We start from the raw sequence: 20,259 nt of genomic DNA, 5'->3' as shown, positions 1-20,259 counted from the left end.
CCGGGATTCGACAATGCCCAACGCTCAGCCGCGCCGCAGACGTACGCGGCCCGCAGGCGTAGCAGGGTCGTCCGTCAGGGTGTGACGCTGACCGCTGCGATGCAGACGCACGCACTCCCTGATCTCGGCCACGGTCGCGTCGCCGCGCACGGCAATGCAGGAATACTCACCGCTGCGATTGATCCATTCGACGATCCGGCAGCACTCGCCCCACAACTGCATGAGCGGCGCGGAGACGCGGCACCCGCGTATCTTCACGACGTCCGCAGCCCGTGGGGCGCTAACGCCGTTTTCAGCCTTGCCGCGGACGCTGGCAGCGGCGGTTGACTTTCGGCCGGGCCGGAAACCGCGCGACTCGGCGCGGCTTACAGGTGAGGCGACTTGCATAAGATTGCTCCACTGACGGAACTGACCACCGGAGATGGCCTCTTTGTCAGGCCACCGTAAAAGTGCCGTACCATCATAGCCAGACAACACGCAGACACCGCGAAGAAAGGATGGAGAAGTTGTGGAGATTCGCCCGCAACTGCGGATTGACCTGGCATTCATCTAAAATTCAGCCATGCAAAGTGAAACCATCCGAATTCGTCGAGACCACCCTTTCGGGATCTTTCTTTCGCGCATGCGGCAACAGCCGCGACTCAACATGCGCTTTGGCATTACCTGGAAGATGTTCCTCGCGGTACTGGTCGCTTGCCTGGCGATTTCTTTAACCATGGGCTACGCCCTGCGCGTGAGCTTCGAAAACGGTTTCCTGCACTATGTTCGGGAGCGCAACGCCGGGCGCATCAAGGCCGTCATGGCGAAGGTCACCAGCGAATACGCCGCTCACGGCAACTGGAATTTCCTGCGGGATCATCCCGACGCATGGCTCGTGCTGCTGGACGGCGCCGCACATGACGCCCTGCGCGAAGAACTCGCCACTGCGCAGACGGGCAAGCTGCCGGGCTGGCGAACCTTTCCCGGGAGCGGCAGCGTCCAGCAACTGCTCGGACCGTTGTCGGGCCCGTCTGAAGGGCCCCACTGGGGCATGCGCCTGCCGCCGGCGCCGCCGTCCAATGCGGACATTGCGATAGATCGGGACCGTGTGTCGTCAAGCAGTGTCGTGAGCGGCGACAGTCGCTATGACCGGGCGCCCCCACCAGCCCCTTCGATGCCGCCGCCCTCCTCGCCACCGTCGCGGGACGGTGCGGCTCGCGATACACCGCCCGAGGGACCACCCGTCACGCTCTACGACGCCAGCCACGAACTCGTGGCGAGCACCGGCCAGCCTCCGCCCCCCGGCAGCACGATGAGACCGGTTGTCTACAGCGGCAAGGTAGTGGGCTGGCTTGCCGTGAGCGGACCCGACACCCTGTCGGACGCCGCGGACATCGCATTCCAGGCGCAGCAGAAACGCGCGACCTGGGAAATCGCGGGCGTCGCGGTCGTGCTCGCGGCGCTCGTCGCGCTGATACTGGCGCGCATCGTTCTCGCGCCAGTCAAGCGCCTGATGAATGCAACCCACCGCCTGGCTGGCGGAGACTACACAACGCGGGTGCCGGCCGGCAGACGCGACGAACTTGGCCGGCTTGCGGGCGACTTCAACGTATTGGCCGATTCGTTGCAAAAAGCCGAGCGCTCCCGGCGCGATTTCATCGCGGATATTTCACACGAGCTGCGCACGCCGCTCGCCGTGCTCCGCGGCGAGCTGGAAGCCATAGAAGACGGTGTCCACATGTTCAACCGCGATTCGCTCACTTCCCTGCAAACCGAAGTGAACATGCTCAACAAGCTCATCGAGGATCTATACGAACTCTCTCTGAGCGACGTCGGCGCACTCAGCTATCGCAAGACACCGACCCATGTCGCGCAACTGGCGCGGGCTTCGATCGAGGCCATGCGGGAGTCGTTCAAGGCGAAACGCATCGAGCTCGACCTGACCTGCGCGCCGGAAATGGCCAGCACAACTTTCGCGGTCGATCCCGCGCGTTTCGTACAACTGCTGAAAAATCTGCTGCAGAATTCCTTGCGTTATACCGATCCTGACGGCCATGTGCAGGTGTCGCTTTCGCAAAGCGCCAGTGGTTGGCAACTTGACGTGCAGGACTCGCTGCCCGGGGTGCCCGAGGCCGCGCTCAAACATCTGTTTGACCGTTTCTATCGCGTGGACGAATCACGCAGCCGTCAGAACGGTGGCGCGGGCCTGGGCCTGTCGCTGTGCCACGCTATTGTGACCGCGCATGGCGGCACGATCGACGCCAAGGATTCGCCGCTAGGCGGCGTCTGGATTACTGCCCGCTTTCCGCCGGAAGGAGATTGATAACATGACCGAAGGGCACCCGCCGCACATCCTGATCGTCGAGGATGAACCGAAGCTCGCCGCCGTGCTCGAAGCGTATTTGCACCTCGAGGGCTTCGTCACCACGATCCTCGACGACGGCCATCAGGTGATGCCATTCATTCGCTCAACGCCGCCGGCGCTGATGCTGCTCGACCTCATGCTGCCCGGGCGCAGCGGCATGGATATTTGCCGCGAGCTACGGCAATTTTCGGCATTGCCCGTCATTATCCTGACCGCGCGTATCGACGAAATCGACCGTTTGCTGGGTCTCGAGATAGGTGCCGACGATTACGTCTGCAAGCCGTTCAGCCCACGCGAAGTGGTGGCGCGCGTCAAGGCCATCCTGCGCCGCGCAACGCCTGCCGCCGCCAATGCGGCTGCGACTGCGGACGGTTTGCCACAGACGCCACACGGTCTCGAGGTCGACGAGGCATTTCATCGTGCATTACTCGACGGCAAGGAGCTCAAGCTCACGCCGCTTGAATTGCGGCTCCTCGCGCTACTGATGAAATCGCCGGGACGCATTTTTCCCCGCGACTATCTGCTGAGTCATCTCTATGCGGATCACCGGGTGGTCACCGACCGCACGATCGACAGTCATATCAAGAACCTGCGCCGCAAGCTGCAGGGAGCACGGCCGGATAGCGAGCCTATCGCGTCCGTGTACGGCGTGGGTTACCGTCTGGAACTCTGATCTGTAGAGCCGGATGCCTGAATGTCGTGCTCATCGGGCGCCGGGCATGTTCGGACTCAGGTCGCCTGCCCCACAGCCGGCGTCTCAGGCGGCGGGCTCCATTGCGCGAACTCCTCGCTCAGAAAGTCGACACACACCCGTACCTTCGCCGACTGCGCAAGCCGAGCCGGATACACCGCCCACAGGTTAGCCGGTTGCGTGACCTCGGGCAGAACCTGCTGCAACTGGCCGCCATCGAGCAGCGGCCGCACATCCCACATCGAGCGCAGCACGATCCCGCGTCCGGCCATCGCCCATTGCACCGCCACTTCGCCGTGATTGGTCGACAACGGTCCCGTGACCTTGATCGACGCCGTTTCGCCGCGCACATTCAAGCGCCACAGACCGAATGGATGGTCGCGCTCCTTGATCGCGAGACACGCATGCGAGGAGAGATCGGCGAGCTGCCGTGGCGTGCCATGCCGCGCGAGATAAGCGGGCGACGCGCACAGCACGCGGTGATTCGACGCGAGCCGCTTGGCAATCAGATGTGGCGCGATTTCATCGCCGATGCGGATATCGAGGTCAAAGCCTTCGCCGCCCACGTCGACGAGACGGTCGAACAGATCGAGCCGCACACTCAGTTGCGGATAACGCTCGGAGAACCGGGCGAGTGCGGGCGCCACGAAACGGCGGCCAAACCCGAAACTGCTTGAGATGCGCAGCTTGCCGCCAGGAATGCGGCGCGTGGTGGAGACGTCTTCCACCAGTTGGTCGACGTCGTCGAGAATCTTTTCGGCCCACGTATAGACGCGCTCGCCAGCCTCGGTAATCGCGACGCGCCGCGTAGAACGATGCAATAAACGCGTACCGAGCGTAGTCTCGAGCACATTGATGCGCTTGCTGACATATGCCGCGGACACCGACAGCGCCTCCGCCGCCGCGCTGAAGCTCGATTTGCGCGCCACTTCACAAAACACGCGCAAATCGCCGAGATCGGGTGACGGGTTGGCATTCATAGGTCGCCTGGTCGCAAATGAGTTTGTACACGAATCGTGCACAGTGGCTTAACTAAAGCGACTATTTTATGCTTAAACAGCAGGAATAAAATAAGCCCTATCAGATCGTTGAAACATCGAACGCCTTAATGGAGGAGCAGGAACATGTCGAAGACCTATCGGATTGCGGTCATACCCGGCGACGGTATCGGTGTCGAAGTGATGCCGGAAGCCATTCGCGTGCTGGACACGGTGAAAAAGCGCTTCGGCATCGAGCTGGAGTATCAGCACATCGAGTGGGCAAGCTGCGATTACTACGCCAAACACGGCAAGATGATGCCGGACGACTGGAAAACCCAGTTGCAATCCGCTGACGCGATTCTGTTCGGCGCGGTCGGCTGGCCCGACACGGTGCCTGACCATATCTCGCTGTGGGGCTCGCTATTGAAATTCCGGCGTGAGTTCGATCAGTACATCAACCTGCGCCCTGCCCGGCTTTTCGCGGGCGTGCCTTCGCCGCTCGCGGGCCGCAAGGCGGGCGACATCGACTTCTGGATCGTGCGCGAAAACACCGAGGGCGAATATTCGTCGGTGGGCGGCGTAATGTTCGAGGGCACCGAGCGTGAGTTCGTGTTGCAGGAATCCGTGTTCACGCGGCACGGCAGCGAGCGCGTGCTGAAGTTCGCGTTCGATCTCGCGCAACGGCGCGAACGCAAGAAGATCACCGTGGCGACAAAGAGCAACGGCATCGCGATCAGCATGCCGTGGTGGGACAAATGCGCGGCCGGTGTCGCGGCGCAATACCCGGATGTGACATGGGACAAGCAGCATATCGACATTCTCTGCGCGCGCTTCGTGCTGAACCCGGATCGCTTCGACGTGGTGGTCGCGACCAATCTGTTCGGCGACATCCTGTCCGATCTCGGTCCTGCCTGCACGGGCACGATCGGCCTCGCGCCGTCGGGCAATCTGAATCCGGAGCGCAAGTTTCCGTCGTTGTTCGAACCGGTGCACGGTTCGGCGCCCGACATCGCCGGCAAGAACATCGCCAATCCGATTGCGATGATCTGGTCGGCCGCCATGATGCTCGACTTCCTCGGCAATCACGAAGGCACGGAACGCGAGGCGCATGACGCGATTCTCGCGGCGATCGAGGCCACGCTGATCGAAGGTCCGCATACCGGCGATCTCGGCGGCAAGGCGAACACCACCGAAGTCGGTCAGGCGATCGCGGCGAAACTCGCCTGAGCCGCTCTATCCCACCCCTCTGCGAGGACACTCTCGAATGAGCATGGAAGCCTATCCCATCGAAGTCGAATTCCCCGATATCTCGGCACACGAACAATCGTCGTCCGGCATTGCGTATGTCCATACGTTCGACTCGGGCGTGCCGGGACCGCATGTAATGATCAACGCGCTCACGCACGGCAACGAAGTGTGCGGGGCGATCGTCGTCGACGACCTGCTGCGCCGCGCGTTGAGGCCGCGTCGTGGACGCCTCACGCTCGCCTTTGCGAACGTCGCGGCCTATCGGCGCTTCGATTCAACGAAGCCCGATGCGGCCCGCTTCGTCGATCAGGACTTTAATCGCGTGTGGACCGCCTCGGTGCTCGACGATACGTCGCGCACGTCGAGCGAACTGGCCCGCGCACGCGAGATGCGCCCGGTGATCGACACGGTCGACGCACTGCTCGATCTGCATTCGATGCATGAGAAGAGCAAGCCGCTGATCGTGGCGGGACCGCTGCAGAAAGGCATCGACCTTGCCGTGCGTCTCGGCACACCCGCCACGGTGATCTGCGACGAGGGCCATCCCGAAGGCCGCCGCATGCGCGATTACGAAGGCTTCGGCGACGCGGATAGCACGAAAAACGCGTTGCTGATCGAATGCGGCCAGCACTGGGAGCACTGCGCGGTTGCCGTGGCGCGCGATACGACCGCGCGCTTCCTGCTGCTCGCCGGCGTGATTGACGAAACCGATCTGCCGGATGGCTGGCTGGCGCCGTTGCCGCCCGTTCAGCACATTGTTCGCGTAACACAGCCGGTGGTCGCGACCAGCATGGATTTTCGTTTCGCAGCGCCCTACACCGGCCTGGAAATCTTTCCGCACGCCGGCACGGTCATCGGCTGGTCGAACGGCGAAGCGGTGGTCACGCCTTACGACAACTGCATGCTCGTGATGCCGTCGCTGCGGCAATTGCGCCCGGGCGTCACCGTCGTGCGACTGGGCAAGATCGAACAAACCGTGACGAGCGCCAGCGCAAACACAAGCACGAATACGAGCGGCCTGTGAACCGGCTCAAGCACATTCAAAAGGTAACGTAAAGATGAAGGTTCAAAGCATCAAGCAAAGCGTGAATCTGCAGAATCTGGAGGATTGGGGCACGGCCGGGCTGCCCGGCACGACGCCGCTGCAGGTTTCGGGCGTGCAGCGCGTCATCAGGGGCAGTGAATCCATCGACACCGGTATCTTCGAATGCACGGCGGGCACGTACCGCCGCTCGGTCAAGCAGGCCGAGGTGATGCATTTCCTCGCGGGGCGCGGCCGCTTCACGCCCGACAACGAAGAGACCGTCCATTTCGCAAGCGGCGACACGCTCTTTTTCGAAGCCAATACAGAAGGGCTTTGGGAAGTCGAGGAAACGATGCGTAAGGTGTACGTGATCTTCTAAACGCTGCAAGGAGCGCCGCGTGCCGGCGCTCTTCTCCCACGCTCCATCCCCGCCTTATCCCGGCGCGTCTTATGCGCCGCGGCACTCGCAACACTTCGTGCCGCCCGATCCCCTACGAGCACTGATGCGCACCTGCAACATAGTCGGGTTATCCCGCGTTGCCCGGGAATATCAAACTGCTTACAGTGCCGCATGTTCGCATAAAGAATCACAGTTCTTTATGCGAACAAAACCACCGATAAAAAATTATTCCCCGACCGAGTCGCAAAACGTCCTCACCGGTCGAATTGGAGAGCACTTAATGAATCGCACCATCACATTGAGCCGGATTGCCTGCGCGGTCACCGCTCTCGCCAGCGTGCCGGCCTTCGCGCAAAGCAGCGTCACGCTGTACGGCATCGTGGATACGGGTATCGGCTATCAAAGCAGCCAGACTTCCCTTGGCTCGACGTCCGGCGGCAAATCTGCCGTCAAGATGATCAACGGCGTATGGGCCGGCAGCCGCTTCGGCCTGAAGGGTGCGGAAGATCTCGGCGGTGGCACCAAGGCCATCTTCCAGCTGGAATCCGGTTTCAACTCCGCCACCGGCGCGCAGCAGTACACGAACGCGCTGTTCGGCCGCCAGGCATGGGTCGGCGTGACGAACCCGACCTACGGTACCTTGCAGGCCGGCCGTCAATACACGGCGTATTACACGCTGCTGTCGCCGTATAGCCCGACCACATGGCTCACCGGTTACTACGGCGCGCACCCGGGCGACGTCGACGCACTCGACACGATCTACCGCGCGAACAATTCGCTGGTCTATACGTCGCCGAAACTGTACGGCTTCACGTTCAGCGGCTCGTATGCTGTCGGCGGCGTGCCGGGCAGCCTGAACCGCGGCTCGACGTGGAGCGGCGCGATCCAGTACCTCAACGGTCCGGTCGGCGTCGCAGTCGGCTTCATGCGTATCAACAATTCGACGCTGGGCGGCGGCGCGTACGGCGCGGATTCGACCGTGTCGAACAACGGCGCACAACCGGGCGTGTCGGCCGTGACCAACGGCTATCAGACGGCGCAAGCGCAGCAGCGCTTCGCGGTCACCGGCGGCTACAACTTCGGCAACGGCTGGGACGTGTCCGCTGCGTACTCGAACGTGCAGTACATTCCGGGTGTAGGCTCGAGCTTCCGCGATACGGCGATCTTCAACACGGCCGGCGTCGTGCTGCACTGGAAGCCGACGATCGCGTGGGACTTCGCAACGGGCTATAGCTACACGCGCGCAACGAAGGCGAATGGCATCACGAGTTCGGCGCAGTACCAGCAGGTCAACCTGTCCGAGTACTATGCACTGTCGAAGCGCACGGGCCTCTATGCGTTGCAGGCATTCCAGCGCACCAACGGCAACACGCTCGGCACGGCAGGTTCGGGCCACATCATCACGGCGACCGCGAGCCTCGGCGATGGCTTCCAGAGCGCGCCGTCCTCGTCGCGCAGCCAGTTCGCAGCCGGCGTGGGTATCGTGCACCGCTTCTGAACGGCGTACGATCGTAGAAGAAAGGAAGGCTCGTTACGACGAGCCTTTTTTCGCAATCAGGAGACCATCATGAGCCGCAGCTCCGCTGTGAACGTTCAAACGTTTATCAACGAACATCCCTTCTCGCCGTTCCAGTGGCTCATCTTTTTCATGTGTTTCATCATCGTCCTGCTGGACGGTTTTGACACCGCCGCGATCGGTTTCATTGCGCCGTCGCTGATCTCCGAATGGGGTATCACGAGACCGGCGCTCGCGCCGGTGCTCAGCGCGGCACTGTTCGGCCTCGCGTGCGGCGCGCTCGGCTCAGGGCCGCTGTCCGACCGCCTCGGGCGGCGCTCGATGCTGCTCGGCTCGGTGCTGCTGTTCGGCGTGGCCTGCTTCGCCTCGGCGTTCTCGAACAGCATCGAACACCTGACGATCTTGCGCTTCATCACCGGCGTCGGCCTCGGTGCGGCCATGCCGAACGCCGTGACGATGATGGGCGAGTATTGCCCGGATCGCCGCCGCGCGACCGTCATCAACCTGATGTTCTGTGGCTTTCCGCTGGGCGCGGCTTTCGGCGGCTTTCTCGCTGCGTGGATGATTCCGCACTTCGGGTGGCGCAGCGTGCTGCTGCTCGGCGGCATCACGCCGCTGTTGCTGCTGATCGTCCTCGTGCTGAAGATGCCGGAATCGGTCCGCTACATGGTGGCCAACAGCCAGCCGGTGGAACGGATCCGTGCGGCGCTGGCGCGCATTTCGAGCGAAGCAGCACAAGCCGCAAGCTTCGTCATGACCGAAACCGCGCCGCAAACCGGCGGCAAGGGCATGGGCGTGGTGCTCTCGCGTTCGTACATCATCGGCTCGGTGATGCTCTGGATTGCCTACTTCATGGGCCTCGTGATCTTCTACGCGTCGATCAACTGGATGCCGATTCTGCTGAAGGACGCCGGACTCACGCCGCAACGCGCGACGCTGATTTCGGCGCTGTTCCCGCTCGGCGGCGTGGGCGCCGTGCTGTGTGGCGTGCTGATGGACCGTTTCAACGCGAACCGCATCATTGCGGCCTGCTATGCGCTGACCGCGGTGAGCGTGTACTTCATCGGCCAGGCGGTCGGCAATGTCGGCGCGCTGGTGTTCATCGTATTCGTCGCGGGCGTGCTGATGAATACCGCGCAATCGTCGATGCCGGCGCTGGCTGCGGCGTTTTATCCCACCGAGGGGCGCGGCACGGGCGTGGCGTGGATGCTGGGGATCGGGCGCTTCGGCGGGATCGCGGGTTCGTTCCTCGTGGCCGAACTGACACGCCGCCACTTCACGTTTGGCGGTATCTTCGCGATGGTCGCGGTAGCGGGTCTGATTTCATGCGTGGCCTTGCTGATCAAACAGGCGGCGCGGCCGCATGTGACAACGGCGGCTGGGGCAAAAGCGGAGTCGTTCGGCCACTGAGTTGGATAGTTAAACGCTTCTATCCGGCCACCACACGGTTGCGGCCATTGTGCTTGGCCTGGTAGAGGCGCTCATCGGCGACTCGCAGGAGCGTGTCGATCGTGTCGCCGTCGCGGCCGAACTCGGAGACGCCCACACTGACGGTAACGGCGACGGGCCGTCCGGTTCCGGTATAGAACTCCTCCGTAGCCACGGCGCCCCGGACGCGCTCCGCGATCGAACGTGCCACGTCTAGCGCGGCTTGAGGCAGCAGCACCATAAACTCTTCGCCACCCACTCGCGCCACACCGTCATACGGTCGAATGGCATCAAGGCATTTCTGCACGAAGCGCTGCAACACCTCGTCGCCCACCTGATGCCCGTAATTGTCGTTGATCAATTTGAAGTGGTCGAGATCCAACGCAAGCAACGAAAACGGCGCACCACTTCGCCTGGCTCGTGCAATTTCCGCTTCCACTTGCTGGATAAACTCACGCCGGTTCGCGGCACCCGTCAGCGGATCAGTCGCAGCGAGATGCTCAAGCTTGTGATTGGTGCGTTGGAGCTCTTGTAGCGCGCTTTCCGTGCGTGCCATCGCCTCGGCGAGGCGAGCCATCAGCTCTTCCTGGCTGTAGATCGTCGAAAAGGACCGCGTCGTGCGAAACGCTTGAACGACGCCATAGCTCAGCAGGAAAAAACCGGCTGCGAAGATCGCGTGTGCCAGCCACCACATATGATTCCAGGGTTTGCCGAGAATGAACGCGAGAGACGCAAGCGCGAAGAAGGTGATCGAGATGCCGTAGATCACCATCAGCGGCGAGCGAATGCGACGCAGCATCAGCGTCATGACGTTCAACGTCGAGAAGATGAGCGCCCCGCCCTCCATCGAGAGTCGCACTGCGAGGTTGCCCGCAATTGGCGAGTTCGCAATGAACCCGACAACGATGTCAATCAGGACGAACACAGCGATCCACGTCAGCCACGGGCGCGGGTTCGCGCGCCGCTCGACCGCGTCCGGCGCGCGGTGGTACGAGTAAAGCCCGACCAACAGCAGCACCGACATCACCAGACGCGATGCCGGTCCATAGAGCAGGAATAGCCAGATATTATGGTGAGCCATGCCGGTGAACGCGCCGTGCAGCGCATAGACCATCACAAAGCCCAGAAAGCCCAAAGTCAGCCACCGCAGCAGCGGTTCACCCGACGACAGATAGCAACGCCAGGTCACATAGGTGACAAACAGCCCCTCGAGCGTCGCCGCCGCGATCGCGATTTCGTGGAACACATGGTTTTCGAACTTGAGGCTCGGGTCCTGAAAGAAAGCCAGATAAGCAATCAGGTAGGCGGGAACGAGCGCAAATCCAATGACCAGCAAAGCCGAGTAGACCTTGGTCACGATCCCGATGATGCGGGGCGGCTCTTCGATTGAGATGATCGTGCTCATGTGCCCGTCTCCGACAATATTGCTGTGATTTTTCACATCGCCGGGCGATTGACGCGTGAATCGGCCGACTCGGACGACGGCGCCATGCCGTCTTGCAGATCCAAGCATACTGCGCAGCTGACTACCTTCAGGTGATTGGAAGTATAAACGTCAGATTTCTTCTAGCGCCGTCTTTCATTGTGTGTCTACGAAGACGGGAGGTCTCGCTACCCGATTGCTACGGACCTCATACCGCCTCGAATGCATCGTCACGGTTGCTCCCAACCCCGGCCAGACCTCGTCGTGCATTATCTTTTGAGCGTGAGTAAAAAAGCGCCGCGCCTCACTTCCCGATAAACTACGCCGTTATTTGATTCGTTCGGTTGCCGCGATGGCGGGATACCACCGCTTTTGCACCGTCGCCCATCTAACGACAGGATTCTGGTAATGAAACGTGTAGTTGTATTGACCGTGCTCGCGGTGTGCCTCGCCCAGCCGGCAGTCGAAGCCCTTGCACAAACAGTCAGCGATCAATGTTTTTCGATCGGCGATATCGCCGGCCAGGTGGCGTCGTGGCGAGCGCACAAAAAGACGAAAGAGCAGGCGCTTGATCAGGCGGCAAAATACTACAAGGGAGAGTCCGACCGGCAGGCGGTCGCCGGCATCATCGAGAAGATCTACAGTCCCGGCGCCCCGCACATGACACCCGATCAGGCCAGCATGGCGTTCACATCGGAATGTGCTGAACAGCGCAAACAGCAGGCACCCACGCAGTAGCGCCTGCTGTTTGCGCGGATATTTCACCGCCCTATCGCCACGGTCTGGTTACCGTTATCGCTACCGCTTGCGAAACGCATCCAGCGATGTCAACGCGTCGCCGTGAAAATCGAACAACGTGTTGTTGTCCCATTGGTCACCCGCACCGACCTTCCATCCGACGTTCGGCGTCGGGATCCACGCGACCAACGATCTGCTGGCGATCGGCGCGGCACAGGCCTTGATCACGCTTGGCCGCGCCGTGCCGAACGACGTGTCGGTCATCGGCATTACCGACATTCAACTGGCGCACCAGGTGCACCCCGCGTTGACGACGGTTGCGATCCAGACGGCGGCCATTGCGGAGTTGTCGGTTGGGAGTCTGATCCGGTTGATTCAGGCGCCTGAACAGCAACCGTCGATGGTGCTCGCGCCACCGCCGCAACTCGTCGTACGCGCTTCGACGGGGCCGCGACGGATACGTTGACATGGCACTTTGACTGCGCTCCGCAGACCGGAATCCAACAAATCCGCTTCATTCCGTTTACAGTTTGCGGCAAGTACTTAAAATAAGCCGCTCGAGACAACGGCGTCTGAACGGATCCCGAGGTTGATGGCGATTCAACGGACCGCCTTCGATGCACACCGCATCGACAATCAAACGGAGGAGACATGCAGACAGGACGCAAGCTCGCAGCAGTCATCGCGTGGACCGTCACGTGGGCCGCAACAACAGCGCTGACGTGCCACGCCGCCAGCGCCGATGAAGTCCCTGTGCAAACCGTCGCACTCGCGGGCCTCGCGCAGCCCTCGGACATTCTGATCGACCACTGGGGCGTGCCGCACATCTTCGCGGCGAACGAAAGCGACGCCTTTTTCGTGCAGGGCTTCAACGCCGCACGCGACCGGCTCTTTCAGATCGACTTATGGCGCCGCCGCGGCCTCGGCGAACTCGCCGAGGTATTCGGTCCGGCGTATGTCGAGCAGGACAAAGCCACGCGACTGTTTCTCTACCGTGGCGACATGAACGCCGAATGGCAACGCTACGGTCCCGACGCGAAGCCCGTGGCCACGCGCTTCGCCGCCGGCGTCAACGCGTACATCGACTTGCTGGCGGCGCACCCGGATCAGATGCCCTATGAGTTTCGCAAAGTCGGCTACTGGCCGGCGAAATGGTCGGCCGACGACGTCGTGCGCGTCCGCAGCCACGGCCTTACGCGCAACCTGACGAGCGAGGTCGCGCGTGCGAAAGTGGCCTGCAACAGCTCGCTCGATCGACTCGATCCGCTTCGGCTTGCAGCCGGCCTGGCAGCCGCATAGGCCCGAGGGGCTCGACCCCTGCCTGCCTGACGATGTGCTGAAGGTCTTCACGCTCGCCACCCAAAACGTACGCGTGACGCGCGAATCGTTGAAGAGCGCCGACGCGTCGACCACCGTCATCGCCGCCGCCGACAACCCCGAGGAAATCACCGAAGGCAGCAACAACTGGGTGATCGCGCCGGACAAATCGGCCACCGGCCGCGCGATCATGGCGAACGACCCGCATCGCGCGTATGCGGCGCCGAGTCTGCGTTATATCCAGCAGATCAGCACGCCGACGCTCGACATCATTGGCGGTGGCGAGCCGTCGGCGCCTGGCGTGTCGATCGGACACAACGGCGCGATCGCGTTCGGCCTGACGATCTTCAACATCGATCAGGAAGACCTCTATGTCTACGAATTGAACCCGGCCAATCCGCACGAGTATCGCTACAAGGGTCACTGGGAGCCGATGCATATCGTGCGGGAGACCATCGCCGTGCGTGGCGGCGCACCCGTTGTCGCCGATCTGGCGTTCACCCGGCATGGTCCGGTGATCTACACCGAAGACGCGAAGCATCGGGCCTTCGCCGTTCGCACCGCGTGGCTCGCGCCCGGCATGTCGCCGTATTTCGATTCGGTGCGTTACATGCGCGCCAAAAATTTCGCGCAGTTCAAGAGCGCGCTATCGACATGGGGCGCGCCGACCGTCAATCAGGTGTATGCGGATACGCATGGCGACATCGGCTGGGTGCCAAGCGGTCTCGCGCCGAAGCGTCCGAACTGGGACGGCCTGATGCCCGTGCCAGGCGACGGCCGTTACGAATGGGCCGGCTTCTGGCCGCGTGACGACATGCCTTCGGCCTATAACCCGAAAGCCGGTTATTTCACGACGTCCAACGAGATGAACCTGCCCGCGGACTATCCCAATGCCGAGCGCAAACTCGGTTTCGAATGGACGAACAGTTCACGGCATCAACGCATCGACGAAGTGCTCAAGGCACTCCCCAAAGTGTCGATTGAAGACTCCGAGCGCTTGCAGAACGACATCGAATCGATCCCGGCCCGGCGCCTCGTCGCACTCCTCACGCCGCTCTCGAGCGACGACCCGGACACGCGTGCCGCACTCGCCATGCTCAAGGGTTGGGACGCGCAGATGCGCGCCGATTCCGCGCAAGCCGCGCTCGAAGAGGTGTGGCTGAGCCGGCATCTCGGCAGCGCGTTCAAGAACGCCGTCTTGCCGAAGGCTGCGGCGGCGTCGTTCGGTGCGCCGGATACCGCCGTCATGCTGGACGCCCTCGAACATCCCCAGGCTCGCTTTGGCGAGCAGGCCGAGACGAAACGCGACGCGGTGCTGCTGGCAAGCCTGCATGACGCCTACGGCGAGATGGTGCAACTGCAAGGCTCGGATGCAAGCCGCTGGCAGTGGGGCAAGCTGCAAACCAACCTGAACGCGCATCCGTTCGCCGATCTCGTCGATGCCGACATGCGCGCCAAGCTGAACGTCGGTCCGCTCGGCAAAGGCGGAAGTGCCTACACGCCAAATCAGTCGACGTATCGCGCGAGCGACTTCCGGCAAACCAATGGGCCTTCTTTCCGGGTCATCGTCGACGTCGGCAACTGGGATAACTCACGTGCCGTGAACTTGCCGGGCGAATCCGGCGATCCGGACAGCCCGCACTACCGCGACCTTGCGCAGATGTGGCTCAACGGCCAGTATTTCCCGCTACTTTATTCGCGCGCGGCCGTCGAGGCCGCCACCGAAAAGCGCATCCACCTCGTGCCGGGCGCACAGACAAATTGATCTGCTCCCCCGCTGTCGCAGCAGAAAATGCTGTGGCAGCGTGAAAAAAGGCGCCGCGCACCGTCAATGCCCCCATGGGATGATTTCATTGACTGCCGCGTACGCGTAGCATCAACGTGTTAATCGCCCGCGATACACCCGATGTGCGCGGCCGCGCCGCCGCATCGATGACTCGCCCTCGCCTCGTCCAGGGCAACCCGAAGGAGCAACCCGATGTCTCTCGCATTGACTCGCAATGAACTGATTCGCCCGCAGAATCTGATTGACGGCAAGTGGATTGACGCCGCCGACGCCGCCCGTTTCCCGGTCACCAACCCGGCCACCGGCGAATTGATCGTCGACGTCGCGAACAGCGGCGCAACAGATGCACGTGCCGCCACCGACGCCGCGTCCCGCGCGTTCCCCGCATGGCGCGACAAGCTGCCGCGCGAACGCGCGGAGATTCTGCACCGCTGGCACGCGCTGATCGTCGCCAATACCGAAGACCTCGCGAAGCTGATGTCGCGGGAACAAGGCAAACCGCTCGCGGAAAGCCGCGGCGAAGTCGCCTACGGTGCCTCGTACGTCGCCTGGTTCGCGGACGAAGCGACACGCATCTACGGCGATCTGATCCCGCAGCAACAGCGCGGCAAACGCATGAGCGCGGTGAAGGAACCGGTCGGCGTGGTCGCGGCGATCACGCCGTGGAATTTCCCGCTGGCAATGATCGCGCGCAAGATCGCGCCCGCGCTCGCAGCCGGATGCACGGTGGTGGCTAAACCCGCCGAAGACACGCCGCTCACCGCGCTCGCCCTCGCGGCTCTCGCGCAGGAAGCGGGCTTGCCGGACGGCGTGCTGAACATGCTGTCGGCTTCGCGCGAACAGGGGATTGCGGCGGTCGCTGACTGGCTCGCCGACGCGCGCGTGCGCAAGATCACATTCACGGGTTCGACGCCGGTCGGCAAGCATCTCGCCCGCGAATCGGCTGGCACGCTGAAGAAACTGTCACTGGAATTGGGCGGTAACGCGCCCTTCATCGTATTCGACGACGCCGATCTCGACGCGGCGGTCACCGGTTTGATGGCCTCCAAGTTCCGCAACGGCGGTCAGACGTGCGTGTGCCCGAACCGCGTCTATGTGCAGTCCGGCGTCTACGCGCGTTTCGCCGATCTGCTCGCGAAACGCGTCGCTGCGCTGAAGGTTGCGCCCGCAACCGATCCGGACGCACAGATTGGCCCGATGATCAACGAACGTGCCATCGACAAGATTGCCCGCCACGTAGAAGATGCCGTCAAACACGGCGCAAAAGTGCTGACGGGCGGCAAGCGCCTGACCGACCTGGGCCCGAACTACTATGCGCCGACCGTGCTGACCGATGCGCGGGAGGACATGATCTTCTGTTGCGAAGAAACCTTTGGGCCGGTGGCGCCCCTGTTCCGCTTCGACGACGAAGCCGACGCGCTCCGCCGTGCCAACGACACGCCGTTCGGCCTCGCGGCCTACTTCTACACGCAGGACGTGCGGCGTATCAATCGCGTGGCGGGCCAACTCGAAGCGGGCGTGATCGGCATCAATGAGGGCGCCGTGTCGAGCGAAGCGGCGCCGTTCGGTGGTGTGAAGGAATCGGGCTATGGCCGCGAAGGATCGAAGTACGGGCTCGACGATTACATGTCGATCAAGTACCTGTGTCAGGGCGGTCTGGATTAACAGGCCCCCGCGTGTTCTGCATTCTGCCGCATTGCCGGATTGCCTCGCGTCGCGCGTGGCGATTCGTCAAAGCGGCAGTCGCCAGTCAGCGGCTACTTCTGCAGCAAGGCCTCCTGATGCGCCTTCACCAGATCGGCCATGCTGTTGAAGCGAAAGTCGATCCTCGGCTGCATGCCCGGATTCATCGTCGCACCGAAGCCCTGCTTGGCGTGCCGCCGATAGATCCAGCATGATGCCAAACCGAATTCGTTCGCCGGCTTGTGGTCGTGAAACAGGCTCTCGGCCGTATGCAGGATTTTCTCTTTGCTGATGCCCCAGTCGCCCAGTTTCTCCAGCATGTACTCGAAATTGCGCGGTGACGGCTTGTATGAGCCGACGTCTTCGGCCGTGATGATTGCGTCGAACTCGACCTGAATTTTCGCGTTGCTATGCGTAAAACTTTCGTTGTCGATGTTCGACAGGATCACGAGCTTGTAGTGCTTTTTCAGGTACTGCAACGCACCCGCTGAGTCTTCGAACGCCGGCCAGTTCTGAATGGACTTGCCATACGCGATGCAGTCGTCGAGCGTGAATGGAACCTGCCATTCTTCGGCGAGCCGCTTGTAGACGATCGGCAGCAGCTCCTGATAGCGCCTCGCCGGCGTGTATTTCTGTTGCGAGGATTCGTGGCGCGCGTGCGCTTCGAGCACCTGGTCGCGCGTCAGCGGTTGCTTGACGCGTTCGAGAAGCGGCCGCAGGCCCTCGAAGATGCCCGTCTCCCAGTCGATCAAAGTCCCGTAGCAGTCGAACGTCAGCGTATCGAAGTCGGTAAGTTGCATTCCAATCCCCCTCAGTTGTTCCCAGGATGAAATCACAGTGTAGGGGTTTGTGACCGCACCCCGGTACACGGCGTCTCCCTCCCTCGTCATGCATCCCATTCATGACGCCCATTTTTGTCCCTAATTTGACCGGGTTTTCTCGCGGCTCTAAGGTTCGGCCATGCCTGCCGGACTCGTATCGCCGCTCCCGCCGATCAGCATGGCCGGGACGCGGAACCCTCAACATCATGACCTTCCCCATGCCATGAACTCTGACGCGACCGCCGCTCTCACACCTCTGCCCGCTGTTCGGCCAACCAGCAAGGTTCGTCGCGCAGTGACGACCGCGGTGCTCGGCCAGATCCTCGAATGGTATGACTTCTTTCTCTATGGAACCGCCGCGGCGCTGGTATTCGGCAAGCTGTTCTTTCCGGTCGGCAGCGATCCACTGACGGGCACGATCGCGGCATTCGGCGGCTTTACGGTGGGCTTCATCGCGCGGCCCATCGGTGGCGTCCTGTGCGGCCATATCGGCGACCGCTACGGCCGTAAGACCGTCATGATGCTGACGCTGCTGGTGATGGGCACGGCCACCGTCTGCATGGGTCTTCTGCCGACCTACCAGCAGATCGGCATCGCGGCACCCGTCATGCTCGTGCTGCTGCGCATCCTGCAGGGCCTGGCGGCAGGCGGGGAATGGAGCGGCAGCATCCTGCTGATTCACGAGAGCGCGCCCGCCTCGAAGCGCGGTGCGCTGGCGGCGTGGAGTCCGAGCGGCGCGGCATTCGGCTTCGTGCTGTCGACCGCTGCATTCCTGCTCGTGCAGACGCTCTCGCCTTCCGACTTCCACAACTGGGGCTGGCGTGTGCCGTTCCTCTGCAGCGCCGTGCTGGTCGCCCTCGGTCTATGGATGCGTCGCTCCGTCGACGAAAGCGCGGAGTTCGCCGAAGTGAAGGCCACGCGCCGCGACAGCCGCATGCCCATCGTCGAGGTGCTGCGTCAATGTCCGCGCGAAGTGCTGACGGTGTTCGGCCTGCGCTTCGGCGAAGGCGCCGCGTCATACATCTTCTTTGCGTTCTCGATTGCCTATAGCCAGTTCATCGGCATCAAATCAAGCTGGGTGTTAGGCGGGCTGACCTTGTCGATGCTGCTGATGATCCCCGTTTCGCTGTTGATGGGACGCCTCACCGACAAAATCGGCCGCAAACCCGTCTATCTCGCCGGCGCGATCGCGATGGTGCTGGTCGCGTATCCGTACTTCACGCTGCTCGGCTCCGGCGTGCTGTGGAAAGTCATCGCGGCGCTCGTGCTCGCCAACAGCATCACGCTCGGCATTCTCGAAGGCGCGCAACCCGCCTTCATCAGCGAATTGCTGCCTGTCCATCTGCGCTTCTCGGGCTTGGGCATCGGCCGCGAGATTTCGTCCGTACTCGGCGGCGGCCTCTCGCCGATGGTGGCGACCGCGTTGCTCGCCCATTACCGCAGCGCCACGCCCGTCGCCATTTATCTCGTCGTGCTGGGCTTGATCACCGTGCTCGCGACGTGTCTCGCGCCCGAGACCTTCCCCAAAGCGCTGCGACTTCAGGCGCAACGCAAAGAGCAGGACAACGCCTGACGTCCCGCCGATGTCGCGTCATCAACCCCTCATTCATTTCCCCACGTTGCCATCATGCAAAGCCTTCAAAGCAACAGTCTTTCGACGTACGCCTACGAACCTCGCGCGACCGATCACGCGGATCCTTATCCTGAGTACGCAGGTCCGATTACGCTCGACGCGCTGATCGGTGAGATCGAGCGTCGCCGGGACGAATTCGATCAGGTGTCGCATGTTCCGCGCGACATGGTTGCGAAGATGAAACGCGCCGGGATTTTCCGCGCGAGCACGCCACAGCGTTTCGGCGGCGACGCGCTGCCGCCGCCGCAATTCCTGCGCATCCTCGAGCGCATTGCCATCGCTGATGGCTCGACCGCCTGGGTCGCCGCGTTCGGCTCGGCGAACACGTATCTCGCCGCGCTGCCGATCGAAACGCAGCAGCACATTTACGCCGCCGGCCCGGACCAGGTCTTCTCCGGCGGCCTCTATCCGTTGCAACCGGCCACGAAGGTATCCGGCGGCTTCACGGTCAGCGGCCAATGGCGCTTTGCCAGCGGCTGCAAGGGCGCGGACTGGATCGGCGTCGGGATCGGCGGCACACCGGCAAGTTCAGGCGATGTCGGCGCGGGCAAGCCGTTCACCGCGGTATTTCCCGCGCATGAGGTTGAGATCGTCGAGAACTGGAATGTGGTCGGTATGCAGGGCACCGGCAGCCATGACTTGCGTTTACACGACAAATTCGTCGATACGCAATGGACTTTTGTACGCGGCGGCCAGCCGTTGATCGACGAACCGCTCTATCGCTATCCAGCTGTCGCCTACCAGGCGCAAGTGCACACCGCCGTCAATATCGGCCTCGCGCGCGCGGCACTCGATCTGCTGACGGCCATGTCCGGGTCGACCAAAACCACGACCGGCGCGCCGCGTCTCGCGGATCGAGGTTATTACCGCTCGGGCCTGGCGAAAGCAGAGGCCAACTGGCGCAGTGCCCGTGCGTTCTTCTACGAGTCTGCCGAGGCAGCATGGCAGACCATCGTTGCCGGCGATCCCGTCACGCAGGAACAGGCCAATTTGCTGCGCCTGAGTGCGACGCATGCCGCGCAGATAGGCGCCGAGGTCGTGATGCAGGCCTACCAGATGGCAGGGGTCGCCGCGATCTATCGCGAGAACCGGTTGCAGCGTCTGGTGCGGGATTCGATCGTCGTGACCCAGCACGCGTTTCTTGGCGAAGGGACTTACGACGCATCCGGCGCGCTGTTCGCAGGCGTGCCGCCGGTCACGCCTTATCCCTGATGCCTCTGACGCCCC

The 20,259-nt window shown here is 62.5% G+C and carries 15 protein-coding genes and 3 pseudogenes; 13 read left to right on the top strand and 5 right to left on the bottom strand.

Going from position 1 to position 20,259, the window contains the following annotated elements; all coding sequences use genetic code 11:
• Nucleotides 1-24: 24 nt before the first annotated feature.
• A complete protein-coding gene (locus PQQ52_RS03770; protein ID WP_408206987.1) occupies nt 25-387 on the bottom strand; it encodes a DUF2866 domain-containing protein in 363 nt (120 codons plus the stop codon).
• 259 nt (nt 388-646) lie between these two features.
• On the opposite strand from PQQ52_RS03770, the gene PQQ52_RS03765 reads away from it, so the two are divergent.
• Both PQQ52_RS03765 and PQQ52_RS03760 read left to right on the top strand, forming a co-directional pair.
• Nucleotides 647-2,302, top strand: a complete 1,656-nt coding sequence (locus tag PQQ52_RS03765) for an ATP-binding protein (RefSeq protein ID WP_408206985.1) — start codon at nt 647-649, stop codon at nt 2,300-2,302.
• 4 nt (nt 2,303-2,306) lie between these two features.
• Nucleotides 2,307-3,017, top strand: a complete 711-nt coding sequence (locus tag PQQ52_RS03760) for a response regulator (RefSeq protein WP_408206983.1) — start codon at nt 2,307-2,309, stop codon at nt 3,015-3,017.
• A gap of 56 nt (nt 3,018-3,073) precedes the next feature.
• Here PQQ52_RS03760 and PQQ52_RS03755 read toward each other — a convergent pair whose 3' ends face one another.
• On the bottom strand, nt 3,074-4,015 hold the full coding sequence (locus tag PQQ52_RS03755; protein WP_408206981.1) for a LysR substrate-binding domain-containing protein: 942 nt from the start codon (nt 4,013-4,015) through the stop codon (nt 3,074-3,076).
• A gap of 144 nt (nt 4,016-4,159) precedes the next feature.
• Between PQQ52_RS03755 and PQQ52_RS03750 the strand changes: the two genes are divergently transcribed.
• The 5 genes from PQQ52_RS03750 (at nt 4,160) to PQQ52_RS03730 (ending at nt 9,613) form a co-directional block, all read left to right on the top strand.
• The gene (locus PQQ52_RS03750) at nt 4,160-5,242 is read left to right on the top strand and encodes a tartrate dehydrogenase (RefSeq protein ID WP_408206979.1); all 1,083 of its coding nucleotides are present in this window, start codon (nt 4,160-4,162) and stop codon (nt 5,240-5,242) included.
• A gap of 37 nt (nt 5,243-5,279) precedes the next feature.
• Complete coding sequence (locus PQQ52_RS03745) at nt 5,280-6,287, top strand: M14 family metallopeptidase (RefSeq protein WP_408206977.1); 1,008 nt, start codon at nt 5,280-5,282, stop codon at nt 6,285-6,287.
• Between the two features lie 34 nt (nt 6,288-6,321).
• Nucleotides 6,322-6,666 carry a cupin domain-containing protein gene (locus PQQ52_RS03740; protein ID WP_408206975.1) on the top strand — a complete coding sequence of 115 codons (345 nt, stop codon included), beginning with the start codon at nt 6,322-6,324 and terminating at the stop codon, nt 6,664-6,666.
• A 301-nt stretch (nt 6,667-6,967) separates the two neighbouring features.
• Nucleotides 6,968-8,185, top strand: a complete 1,218-nt coding sequence (locus tag PQQ52_RS03735; protein WP_408206973.1) for a porin — start codon at nt 6,968-6,970, stop codon at nt 8,183-8,185.
• Nucleotides 8,186-8,254: 69 nt separating this feature from the next.
• Nucleotides 8,255-9,613, top strand: a complete 1,359-nt coding sequence (locus PQQ52_RS03730; RefSeq protein ID WP_408206971.1) for an MFS transporter — start codon at nt 8,255-8,257, stop codon at nt 9,611-9,613.
• Nucleotides 9,614-9,632: 19 nt separating this feature from the next.
• On the opposite strand, the gene PQQ52_RS03725 is transcribed toward PQQ52_RS03730, so the two are convergent.
• Nucleotides 9,633-11,036 carry a GGDEF domain-containing protein gene (locus tag PQQ52_RS03725; protein WP_408206969.1) on the bottom strand — a complete coding sequence of 468 codons (1,404 nt, stop codon included), beginning with the start codon at nt 11,034-11,036 and terminating at the stop codon, nt 9,633-9,635.
• 426 nt (nt 11,037-11,462) lie between these two features.
• On the opposite strand from PQQ52_RS03725, the gene PQQ52_RS03720 reads away from it, so the two are divergent.
• Nucleotides 11,463-11,792 carry a hypothetical protein gene (locus PQQ52_RS03720; RefSeq protein WP_408206967.1) on the top strand — a complete coding sequence of 110 codons (330 nt, stop codon included), beginning with the start codon at nt 11,463-11,465 and terminating at the stop codon, nt 11,790-11,792.
• Between the two features lie 60 nt (nt 11,793-11,852).
• Here PQQ52_RS03720 and PQQ52_RS03715 read toward each other — a convergent pair.
• Nucleotides 11,853-11,972 (bottom strand): annotated as a pseudogene (locus PQQ52_RS03715) (arabinogalactan endo-1,4-beta-galactosidase); the annotation flags it as partial.
• Between PQQ52_RS03715 and PQQ52_RS03710 the strand changes: the two are divergent.
• The 3 genes and pseudogenes from PQQ52_RS03710 to PQQ52_RS03700 all read left to right on the top strand — a co-directional run.
• Nucleotides 11,968-12,258, top strand: a pseudogene (locus PQQ52_RS03710) (substrate-binding domain-containing protein); the annotation flags it as partial. The pseudogenes PQQ52_RS03715 and PQQ52_RS03710 sit on opposite strands and share 5 nt — an antisense overlap.
• 185 nt (nt 12,259-12,443) lie before the next feature.
• Nucleotides 12,444-14,874, top strand: a pseudogene (locus PQQ52_RS03705) (penicillin acylase family protein).
• Between the two features lie 213 nt (nt 14,875-15,087).
• Nucleotides 15,088-16,560 carry an NAD-dependent succinate-semialdehyde dehydrogenase gene (locus PQQ52_RS03700; RefSeq protein ID WP_408206965.1) on the top strand — a complete coding sequence of 491 codons (1,473 nt, stop codon included), beginning with the start codon at nt 15,088-15,090 and terminating at the stop codon, nt 16,558-16,560.
• 92 nt (nt 16,561-16,652) lie between these two features.
• On the opposite strand, the gene PQQ52_RS03695 is transcribed toward PQQ52_RS03700, so the two are convergent.
• Nucleotides 16,653-17,378 (bottom strand): haloacid dehalogenase type II, encoded by a 726-nt coding sequence (locus tag PQQ52_RS03695; protein ID WP_408206963.1) that lies wholly within the window; start codon nt 17,376-17,378, stop codon nt 16,653-16,655.
• A 244-nt stretch (nt 17,379-17,622) separates the two neighbouring features.
• Between PQQ52_RS03695 and PQQ52_RS03690 the strand changes: the two genes are divergently transcribed.
• Nucleotides 17,623-18,972 (top strand): MFS transporter, encoded by a 1,350-nt coding sequence (locus PQQ52_RS03690; protein WP_408206961.1) that lies wholly within the window; start codon nt 17,623-17,625, stop codon nt 18,970-18,972.
• Between the two features lie 54 nt (nt 18,973-19,026).
• Complete coding sequence (locus PQQ52_RS03685) at nt 19,027-20,244, top strand: acyl-CoA dehydrogenase family protein (protein WP_408206959.1); 1,218 nt, start codon at nt 19,027-19,029, stop codon at nt 20,242-20,244.
• The last annotated feature ends 15 nt before the right edge of the window (nt 20,245-20,259 follow it).

Origin of the sequence: Paraburkholderia sediminicola (assembly GCF_046030555.1) — a bacterium.
In the GTDB taxonomy this organism is placed as follows: Bacteria; Pseudomonadota; Gammaproteobacteria; order Burkholderiales; family Burkholderiaceae; genus Paraburkholderia; species Paraburkholderia sediminicola_E.
The sequence above is the reverse complement of the archived record's forward strand: the minus strand, read 5'-3'. Positions and strand labels throughout refer to the sequence as shown.

Bases quoted from the DNA above. Each gene is read 5' to 3' on its own strand.
- PQQ52_RS03695 (WP_408206963.1), bottom strand. From the start codon at position 17,378: ATGCAACTTACCGACTTCGATACGCTGACGTTCGACTGCTACGGGACT.
- PQQ52_RS03685 (WP_408206959.1), top strand. From the start codon at position 19,027: ATGCAAAGCCTTCAAAGCAACAGTCTTTCGACGTACGCCTACGAACCT.
- PQQ52_RS03765 (WP_408206985.1), top strand. From the start codon at position 647: ATGCGCTTTGGCATTACCTGGAAGATGTTCCTCGCGGTACTGGTCGCT.
- PQQ52_RS03755 (WP_408206981.1), bottom strand. From the start codon at position 4,015: ATGAATGCCAACCCGTCACCCGATCTCGGCGATTTGCGCGTGTTTTGT.
- PQQ52_RS03760 (WP_408206983.1), top strand. From the start codon at position 2,307: ATGACCGAAGGGCACCCGCCGCACATCCTGATCGTCGAGGATGAACCG.
- PQQ52_RS03735 (WP_408206973.1), top strand. From the start codon at position 6,968: ATGAATCGCACCATCACATTGAGCCGGATTGCCTGCGCGGTCACCGCT.
- PQQ52_RS03770 (WP_408206987.1), bottom strand. From the start codon at position 387: ATGCAAGTCGCCTCACCTGTAAGCCGCGCCGAGTCGCGCGGTTTCCGG.
- PQQ52_RS03740 (WP_408206975.1), top strand. From the start codon at position 6,322: ATGAAGGTTCAAAGCATCAAGCAAAGCGTGAATCTGCAGAATCTGGAG.
- PQQ52_RS03690 (WP_408206961.1), top strand. From the start codon at position 17,623: ATGAACTCTGACGCGACCGCCGCTCTCACACCTCTGCCCGCTGTTCGG.
- PQQ52_RS03750 (WP_408206979.1), top strand. From the start codon at position 4,160: ATGTCGAAGACCTATCGGATTGCGGTCATACCCGGCGACGGTATCGGT.
- PQQ52_RS03700 (WP_408206965.1), top strand. From the start codon at position 15,088: ATGTCTCTCGCATTGACTCGCAATGAACTGATTCGCCCGCAGAATCTG.
- PQQ52_RS03730 (WP_408206971.1), top strand. From the start codon at position 8,255: ATGAGCCGCAGCTCCGCTGTGAACGTTCAAACGTTTATCAACGAACAT.
- PQQ52_RS03720 (WP_408206967.1), top strand. From the start codon at position 11,463: ATGAAACGTGTAGTTGTATTGACCGTGCTCGCGGTGTGCCTCGCCCAG.
- PQQ52_RS03725 (WP_408206969.1), bottom strand. From the start codon at position 11,036: ATGAGCACGATCATCTCAATCGAAGAGCCGCCCCGCATCATCGGGATC.
- PQQ52_RS03745 (WP_408206977.1), top strand. From the start codon at position 5,280: ATGAGCATGGAAGCCTATCCCATCGAAGTCGAATTCCCCGATATCTCG.